Origin of the sequence: Microcystis sp. M53598_WE2 (assembly GCF_030067735.1) — a bacterium.
In the GTDB taxonomy this organism is placed as follows: domain Bacteria; phylum Cyanobacteriota; class Cyanobacteriia; order Cyanobacteriales; family Microcystaceae; genus Microcystis; species Microcystis aeruginosa.
Genome location: NZ_JASJFE010000707.1, coordinates 1 through 8,179 on the forward strand (window position 1 = coordinate 1; position 8,179 = coordinate 8,179).

Annotated in this window: 7 protein-coding genes; 5 read left to right on the forward strand and 2 right to left on the reverse strand. The window is 44.8% G+C overall.

Features of this window, described 5'->3' with window-relative positions; all coding sequences use genetic code 11:
- Nucleotides 1-263: 263 nt before the first annotated feature.
- The 3 genes from PX636_RS14405 to PX636_RS14415 all read left to right on the forward strand — a co-directional run bounded on the left by PX636_RS14405 (nucleotide 264) and on the right by PX636_RS14415 (nucleotide 3,510).
- Entirely contained in the window at nucleotides 264-1,700 is a 1,437-nt protein-coding gene (locus PX636_RS14405) for an ammonium transporter (protein WP_288117652.1), read from the forward strand.
- Nucleotides 1,701-1,874: 174 nt separating this feature from the next.
- Complete coding sequence (locus PX636_RS14410; protein ID WP_288117653.1) at nucleotides 1,875-3,299, forward strand: ammonium transporter; 1,425 nt, start codon at nucleotides 1,875-1,877, stop codon at nucleotides 3,297-3,299.
- Complete coding sequence (locus tag PX636_RS14415; protein WP_288117654.1) at nucleotides 3,238-3,510, forward strand: hypothetical protein; 273 nt, start codon at nucleotides 3,238-3,240, stop codon at nucleotides 3,508-3,510. The genes PX636_RS14410 and PX636_RS14415 overlap by 62 nt, the downstream gene beginning before the upstream one ends.
- Before the next feature lie 64 nt (nucleotides 3,511-3,574).
- On the opposite strand, the gene PX636_RS14420 is transcribed toward PX636_RS14415, so the two are convergent.
- Together PX636_RS14420 and PX636_RS14425 are read right to left on the reverse strand one after the other, a co-directional pair.
- Nucleotides 3,575-4,513, reverse strand: coding sequence for a glycosyltransferase family 2 protein (locus PX636_RS14420; protein ID WP_012266724.1), 939 nt, complete (start codon nucleotides 4,511-4,513; stop codon nucleotides 3,575-3,577).
- A 79-nt stretch (nucleotides 4,514-4,592) separates the two neighbouring features.
- On the reverse strand, nucleotides 4,593-5,462 hold the full coding sequence (locus tag PX636_RS14425; protein ID WP_002797166.1) for an alpha/beta fold hydrolase: 870 nt from the start codon (nucleotides 5,460-5,462) through the stop codon (nucleotides 4,593-4,595).
- A gap of 160 nt (nucleotides 5,463-5,622) precedes the next feature.
- Here PX636_RS14425 and PX636_RS14430 point away from each other — a divergent pair, with 160 nt between their 5' ends.
- Both PX636_RS14430 and PX636_RS14435 read left to right on the forward strand, forming a co-directional pair.
- Nucleotides 5,623-6,540, forward strand: a complete 918-nt coding sequence (locus tag PX636_RS14430; RefSeq protein WP_288117655.1) for a histone deacetylase family protein — start codon at nucleotides 5,623-5,625, stop codon at nucleotides 6,538-6,540.
- Nucleotides 6,541-6,655: 115 nt separating this feature from the next.
- Nucleotides 6,656-7,849 (forward strand): Coenzyme F420 hydrogenase/dehydrogenase, beta subunit C-terminal domain, encoded by a 1,194-nt coding sequence (locus tag PX636_RS14435; RefSeq protein WP_288117656.1) that lies wholly within the window; start codon nucleotides 6,656-6,658, stop codon nucleotides 7,847-7,849.
- Nucleotides 7,850-8,179 lie beyond the last annotated feature (330 nt).

The following is an 8,179-nucleotide window of genomic DNA, read 5'->3' on the forward strand; positions in this document are numbered from 1 at the left end:
GATAACTGAATTATTGATTACTTCTCTAATACTATTATTTTAACATGAAATGTATCAACGAATACAGAAATCTCAGATCAAAAAAACAAAGATCGAAAAACATTGACTACTCACACATCAAGATAAATCCCTAGGTGTTTGGTCTTCTGAAATGATTGACCTCTGTTCCTAGAATTTAGAGGTTGAACGGACATAATTGCTCGGTAATTATTTTCAATAGTAATGAATCGACCTACTAACTCAACAAAGTAAACGAATTAACGATGAAACGAATTGCTCGAAAATCCGGGGAACTTGTCGGTTTGTTACCGAAAATTAACCCTGTCTGGTTAGCCTGTGTTCCCTTGTCTGCGATTATTTTTGTGGTTTGGAACGCGGCCGCACAGGCCCAGGATGCGAAACCCCTAACCCCCGAAGATGTCCAAAACGCCCTCAATACAATCTGGGTTTTAATTGCCGCCATCCTCGTGATCTTTATGAACGCGGGTTTTGCGATGCTAGAAACGGGATTCTGTCGCCAGAAAAATGCCGTTAACGTTCTCGCCAAAAACCTGATCGTTTTCGCCCTCTCCACCATATCATTTTGGGCGATCGGTTTCTCCCTGATGTTTGGGTCTGTCAGTAACGAATTTTTCGGTACAGGAGGTTGGTTCCTCAGCAGTAGCGATCCTGCCACCTACGCCATGCCGAAATATTTGCCCACTTCGGTGTTCTTCCTGTTCCAAGTCGCTTTCGCGGGAACGGCGGCAACCATTGTATCTGGGGCCGTGGCAGAACGGATTAAATTCGTCGATTTCCTCGTTTTTAGCTTAATTATCGTCGGTATCATGTACCCGATCACCGGTCACTGGGTTTGGGGTGGCGGTTGGTTAGCTGACCTTGGTTTTAAAGACTTCGCCGGTTCGACGGTGGTCCACTCGGTGGGTGGTTGGTCTGCTTTAACCGGGGCGGCAATTCTCGGGCCGAGAATGGGTAAATACATCAACGGTCGCACCAGTGCCTTACCCGGCCATAACATGAGTATCGCAACCCTGGGTTGTTTAATTCTCTGGATTGGCTGGTTCGGTTTTAACCCCGGTTCTGCTTTAGCGGTTAATGAAACTGTACCCTATATCGCTGTCACCACTAACCTCGCCGGGGCCGCGGGTGGCATTGCCGCTACCTTTACCGCTTGGGCGAAAGATGGTAAACCCGACCTTTCGATGATTATTAACGGTATTCTGGCCGGTTTAGTAGCCGTTACTGCCGGTTGTGATGGTGTATCCTATTGGTCGGCGGCAATCATCGGTTTAATTGCCGGTGTAGTCGTGGTTTACTCGGTGGCTTTCTTCGATAACCTGAAAATTGATGACCCCGTGGGTGCGACTTCCGTTCACCTTGTCTGTGGTGTGTTTGGAACTTTAGCCGTCGGTATCTTCAACAAAGATGCGGGTTTAATCACCGGTCAATTCCAACTGTTTATTAACCAAATTATCGGGATTGTGGCAGTAGGGGCATTTACCGTGATTGTTAGTGGTATTGTTTGGACAATCCTCAAGGCTACCCTCGGTATTCGTGTTACTCCCGAAGAAGAAATGGAAGGTTTGGATGTGGGTGAACACGGAATGGAAGCCTATAGCGGTTTCGTCAAGGAGTCCGATATCGTTGCCAGTGGCTATTATGCTTCCAGTGTTGACATGGAAACGCCCAGCAGTCGTTAGGTTAAACCTTGTAAAGATAGATTAATCTATCCCCGACAAAGTTAAAGAGAAAAGGAAGAAGGCCTCGCCCCGATGCGATCGGTGGCTATAATTGCCTTCTAAACCTTTTCTCTTTCGGTTTTTATCTCTTTCCAGACAGAAAAAATTAATCTTGCTACTAACCACCAACCGTCAATGAAAAAGATCGTAGGAATAACCATACTTTTGCTGGGACTAGGATTCAATTTCGGAGTTGCCCCGGTGTTTGCGGAAACCATCGCCGCCGCTCCCCCCAATCCGATTAGTGCTGGAGATACCGCTTGGATGCTGATCTCCTCAGCTTTAGTTTTATTAATGACCCCCGGACTGGCTTTTTTTTATGGGGGTTTAGTGCGTTCCCGTAACGTCCTCAACACCATGATGATGAGTTTGGTAGCCATGGGCGTCATCGGTGTAACTTGGGTGTTTTGGGGTTATAGTCTCGCTTTCGATGTCACCCCGGGTAAAAGTGGCTTTGGTGAAGGGATCGAAGCTTTTATCGGGGGACTAGATTGGATTTTTCTCAACGGTGTCACCGCCGCCGCACCTGACAATATCGGTTATGCACCCACCGTTCCCCATCAAGTGTTTATGGTCTATCAGATGATGTTTGCGATCATCACCCCGGCTTTAATTTCGGGTGCGATCGTGGAACGGGTTAACTTTAAAGCCTATTTTTGGTTTTTACTGCTTTGGTCCACCTTGATCTATTCTCCCCTAGCTCACTGGGTTTGGGGTAAGGGTTGGTTGGCAGCCACTGGGGCGCTGGATTTCGCTGGTGGAACCGTTGTTCACATTAGTTCCGGGATTTCCGCACTGGTGGCCGCCTGGATGATCGGTCCGCGGCGTAGTTTTGGTGTCCAAACCTATGCACCCCATAATGTGCCGTTTGTTCTCCTAGGTATCGGTTTACTCTGGTTTGGTTGGTTTGGTTTTAATGGGGGTAGCGCGCTTTCTTCTAGTTCGCTGGCAGCCACAGCTTTTGTTAATACCACGATCGCCGCTTCGGCTGGTGGTTTGACATGGATGCTTATAGAATGGATTTTACGGGGTAAACCGACGGCGATCGGTATTGCTAGTGGATTTTTAGGGGGATTAGTGGGTATTACTCCCGCTGCCGGTTATGTGCTGCCGATCGGGGCGATTCTCATTGGTTCGATCACTGCCCTTAGCTGTTTTTTTGCGGTTAGTCTGCGGGCAAAATTGCGCTTTGATGATTCTTTGGATACCTATCCTGTCCATGGTGTCGGCGGGACAATAGGGGCGCTGCTTACGGGGCTTTTTGCCACAAAAGCAGTTAATCCAGTCGGAAATGATGGTTTATTTTTTGGGAATCCGGGGTTACTGTGGACGCAATTTGTTGGCGTTGCCGCTACTTATATCTTTGCTGCCGTGGGTACTTTTGTTATCCTGAAAGTTCTCAGTCTATTTATGGAGCTGCGGGTTAAACCGAATACGGAAGCAGAAGGGTTAGATGTTCCTGAACACGGAGAGGAAGCCTACGGACAGGAATTCGAGTTTGGTAGCAGCTTTTCCTACCAAGAAAATTCTCCGACCACAAATCCTCGAGAAAATTATTAGCGATTCCAATCAGCTATCAGTCTGGCTAACAGAGGCGAAATTTCGTCTCTGTGAAACTGGGCTAAAAAATTCCGTTTTTGGTCGTCTTGTCTCTGTCACCGGGGATTGTGAGCCTGTCCGTCGCTGGCCAAGAATGCTCGATCGTTATTGTCCAGAGATTCTCCGAGACGGAGAAACTCTCTGCCAAGGCTTAATAATTGGCGATCGCTAAGGCGGATCAAGTTTGATCCAGATGGGCAAAACAGCAAAAAATTACCGATTCCTACTGACAAGAATCAAGAAATTTGTAAGCCAGCTAACTCAGTAATTGTGTAGGTGGGTCTGCCTTTAACTTCCTCGTAAATTCTGCCGATATATTCTCCTAGTATTCCGATGCTAATTAGCTGCACAGAACCCAGAAAAAATATAGCGATCATAATCGTGGCAAAACCCGTGATCGGTGAGTCCGGTTGCTGTAAACGCCAATATAATACTAACAGAGCCATAATCAAAGATATCAGGGCAGAAAATAATCCTAGATAGGTGGCAAAACGTAAGGGGACACGGGAAAAAGATACTAGGCTATTAATAGCTAAAGATAATGATTTGCTAAAGGTATATTTTACTTCCCCGGCAAAGCGCGCATCCCGCTCAAATTTAACCGCAGTTTGTGGAAAGCCAATCCAAGCGCGCAACCCACGAATATAACGATTTCTTTCTGGGAGAGAATTTAATAGATCTACTACCTGACGATCCATTAAACAAAAGTCTCCTGTATCGGCGGGAATATCCACATCTGCTAGTCTTTTAAGCAAACGATAAAAGAGATAGGCCGTCAGTTTTTTAAACCAACTTTCTTGTTTTCTTTTGGTTCTTTGGGCATAAACTACTTGATACCCCTCTTGCCATTTTTCAATCATCTGGGGAATTAATTCGGGCGGATCTTGCAGGTCGGCATCTAAAACAATAATTACTTGTCCTCGGCAAAAATTAAGTCCAGCAGTTACCGCCGCTTGATGACCAAAATTGCGGGCGAAACTGATATAACACACTCGTGAATCAGCTTTGTGCAGTTCTCGCAGCCGTTTTAAGGAACTATCTTTACTACCATCATTTACTAGGATTAATTCTACCGCCCCATCTAAATTATTCATGATGGCACTCACCCGGCGATACAGTTCGGCAATAGTTTCTTCCTCGTTATAGATGGGGACGATCAGAGAATATTTTAGCATTTGCATAATAATATTTGACCAGTAATTGATTGAAAAATCTGACTCCTAACTCAGAGAATTCTGCCGTCAATCTCTTTACTTAGCGAAGAAAATCCTCGATCGCCTGTCCCGTCTCTTCCGGTGCTTCTTCCGGTAAAAAATGACCACTGGCGATCGCCTGTCCAGTGACTTGATTAGCTCGCTGCTGCCAAAGAGCGATCACATCGTATTGACGTGCAATGAAACCTTTTTCTCCCCAAAGAACCAAGAGGGGAGAGGAAATTTTCCGGTCTAAATCCTGACGATCATGCTCTAAATCGATGGTAGCGGCGGCCCGATAATCGGCACAAGTGGCGGTTATTGTCCTTAAATCTCGAAAACAACGCTGATATTCCCCCAAAGCTTCCTCTGTAAAAGCGCTAAAATCTCGCCCCCAACTTTGCAAGCAATGTTGTAGATAATAATCGGGATTAGCAGCGATCAGGGTTTCGGGAAAAGGGGAAGGCTGAATCAAGAAAAACCAATGATAGTAGGCAGTGGCAAAAGTTTTATCAGTCGCCTCGTACATCGCCAGCGTCGGGGCTATATCGAGTAAAACGAGTTTTTTTACCTTTTCGGGAAAATCAAGGGCGAGACGGTGGGAAACTCGCGCCCCTCGATCGTGGCCGATTAGATAAAACTCCTGATAACCCAATTTTTCCATCAGCAACACCTGATCGAGGGCCATGACTCGCTTGCAATAATTGCTAGAATCCTCTAGGGGTAAGGGTTTATCGCTATCCCCGTAGCCGCGCAGATCCGTGGCGATAACCGTAAAATTAGCCCCTAATCGGGGGACGATTTTATGCCACATTTGATGGGTTTGGGGATAACCATGGAGCAAAAGCAGCGGAAAACCGCGCCCACCTTTGACACCATTGATAGTAATGCCATTAACTTCTAGCTGAAATTTCCGAAAATTTGTCAGCATTTTTGCCTCCTGTCACTTTGGGGAAAGATAATTGCATCATCTGGCAAAAGTGACCCAATCAGTAAAGTTTTTTCACTATAGCCGCTCAAGCCGCTGCTTTTCTGGTAGATTAAAACCATTGGGTTGCTCAAAAATCAACGAGTTAAGCAGTAATTTGATTATGATCTCGATTATCTATTCCGATGAATTTCTCGATCACGATACAGGTATTTACCATCCCGAAAAAGCGGCGCGTTTAACGGCAATTGTCGAGGCTTTAAAACAAACAGAATGGCAGTCAAAATTAACATGGCATTTACCGACACCGCTCGAAATTCGTGACGAAGTACTCCCTTTGATCAAACAAGTTCATAATCAAGATTATGTTGATATATTGCGGCGAATTTGTCAACAGGGTGGGGGAAGATTGGATGCAGATACTCCCGTTTCTGCCCGTAGTTACGATGTGGCGTTACTAGCGGTTAGTGGCTGGTTAGATGGGGTAGATCGAGTCTTATCCACCGGCGATCCTGCCTTTATTTTAGCCCGTCCTCCCGGGCATCATGCCACTTCTAATTATGGCATGGGTTTCTGTCTGTTTTCTAATGCTGCTATTGCCGCCTATTATGCTTTAGAAAACAAAAGAGTGCAAAAAGTAGCGATTCTCGATTGGGACGTACATCACGGCAATGGCACCCAGGATATAGTTGAAAATCATCCCCAGATTGCCTATTGTTCTCTCCATCAATTCCCCTTTTATCCCGGCACGGGAGAAGCGAGAGAAACAGGTGAGTTTAATAATGTTTTGAATATTCCCTTACCGGCGGGAAGTACCATTAAAGATTATCAAGAACATTTTGAGGGGCAAGTCATACCTTTTCTGAAAAATTTTCAGCCGGATTTAGTGATTGTTAGTGCTGGATATGATGCCAATCAAGCGGATCCTCTGGCGGGAATTTGTTTACACCCACAAGATTATGGAATTTTAACCAAATACCTCTTAACTCTCAATAAACCGCTGCTTTTCGGCTTAGAAGGTGGTTATGATTTAGAAGCTTTAGCGGCTTCCGTCGTCGCCACCTTAGAAGCTTTGCTCTGATCCTATTCCGGGTAATCGTTACATTTCTTTAAAAAGATTGGTAACAAAGTGATGGAATGCGGTAAGGTAAACGATCGATAGAAAAAAACCCTTGACCTAGTTGCCTTTTAAGATTATGAACTCGCTTGCGCCACACCTAAAAGCCAAAGCCCTCAAGCCTAATAGTCGTCGTCCTGCCAAAGAATTGTGTAGCGAGTGCGGACTTTGTGACACTTATTATATTCACTACGTTAAAGAAGCTTGTGCTTTTCTCAATCAACAAATCGCCGATTTAGAAGCAGCAGCACACGGCAAAAGTCGCGACTTAAATCAGGAAAATGATCTCTATTTTGGCGTTCATCAAGAGATGATGGCTGCCAAGAAAAAACAAGCTATTCCCGGGGCGCAATGGACGGGAATTGTCAGTACAATTGCCTGTGAAATGCTCGATCGTGGTTTAGTAGAAGGGGTGGTTTGTGTGCAGAATACCGCCGAGGATCGCTTTCAACCGCAACCGATTCTCGCCCGTACCACGGAAGAAATTCTCGCCGCTAAAGTTAATAAACCGACTCTTTCTCCCAATTTATCAGTCCTAGAAGAAATTGAAAAATCGGGCATGAAACGGTTATTAGTTATCGGAGTTGGTTGTCAAATTCAAGCCCTAAGAGCAGTAGAAAAAAAATTAGGCTTGGAAAAATTATATGTCTTAGGAACTCCCTGCGTCGATAATGTCACCCGCTCAGGACTGCAAAAGTTTCTAGAAACTACCAGTCGTTCCCCAGAAACCGTGGTTCATTACGAATTTATGCAGGATTTTCGGGTACACTTTAAACACGAAGATGGCTCGATCGAAATGGTTCCCTTTTTTGGCTTAAAAACTAATAAATTAAAAGATGTTTTTGCCCCTTCCTGTATGACTTGTTTTGATTATGTTAACTCCCTTGCGGATTTGGTTGTGGGCTATATGGGCGCACCTTTTGGCTGGCAATGGATTATGGTTCGTAATGATACGGGCAAGGAAATGTTAGAGTTAGTTAAAGACCAATTAGATACCCAAGATGTTATGTCTAGTGGTGATAGAAAACAGGCGGTACAAAATAGTATTCCTGCCTACGATAAAGGTGTAACCTTGCCGATGTGGGCGGCAAAAATGATGGGAGTAGTAATTGAAAAAATCGGGCCTAAAGGTTTAGAATATGCTCGCTTTTCCATCGATTCTCACTTTACCCGTAATTACCTTTATGTTAAACGTAATTATCCTGAAAAATTAGCGGCTCATGTTCCTGAATATGCTAAAAAGATTGTGGAACAGTATAAATTGCCCGATTAATTAGGGTATGCTGAAAAAGTAGGGGACCAGCATTCGGATAGGAAATCTACGGTTTCAACCATAGGTTATCCCCCGAATGTTCACCCCTTCTTCGACAATCTCTTATCAGTTATCAGTTATCAGTTATCAGCTATCAGTTATCAGTGAGCAGTGAGCAGTGATTAATTCAATCATAGTCGATGATGGTGGGTTACTGGACTAGGTAATAGGTGTAGGGGTAATTCATGAATTACCCCTACAATAACGTTTGTCTGGATGTTGTCAAATTTTCTCTTGACAAAGGCGACTTGACAGGATACTATATTCATAATGGAAAATCCGTGCGCCTAC

Excerpts from the sequence above, each read along its gene's own strand:
- PX636_RS14425 (WP_002797166.1), bottom strand. The coding sequence starts at position 5,462 with ATGCTGACAAATTTTCGGAAATTTCAGCTAGAAGTTAATGGCATTACT.
- PX636_RS14420 (WP_012266724.1), bottom strand. The coding sequence starts at position 4,513 with ATGCTAAAATATTCTCTGATCGTCCCCATCTATAACGAGGAAGAAACT.
- PX636_RS14410 (WP_288117653.1), top strand. The coding sequence starts at position 1,875 with ATGAAAAAGATCGTAGGAATAACCATACTTTTGCTGGGACTAGGATTC.
- PX636_RS14430 (WP_288117655.1), top strand. The coding sequence starts at position 5,623 with ATGATCTCGATTATCTATTCCGATGAATTTCTCGATCACGATACAGGT.
- PX636_RS14435 (WP_288117656.1), top strand. The coding sequence starts at position 6,656 with ATGAACTCGCTTGCGCCACACCTAAAAGCCAAAGCCCTCAAGCCTAAT.
- PX636_RS14405 (WP_288117652.1), top strand. The coding sequence starts at position 264 with ATGAAACGAATTGCTCGAAAATCCGGGGAACTTGTCGGTTTGTTACCG.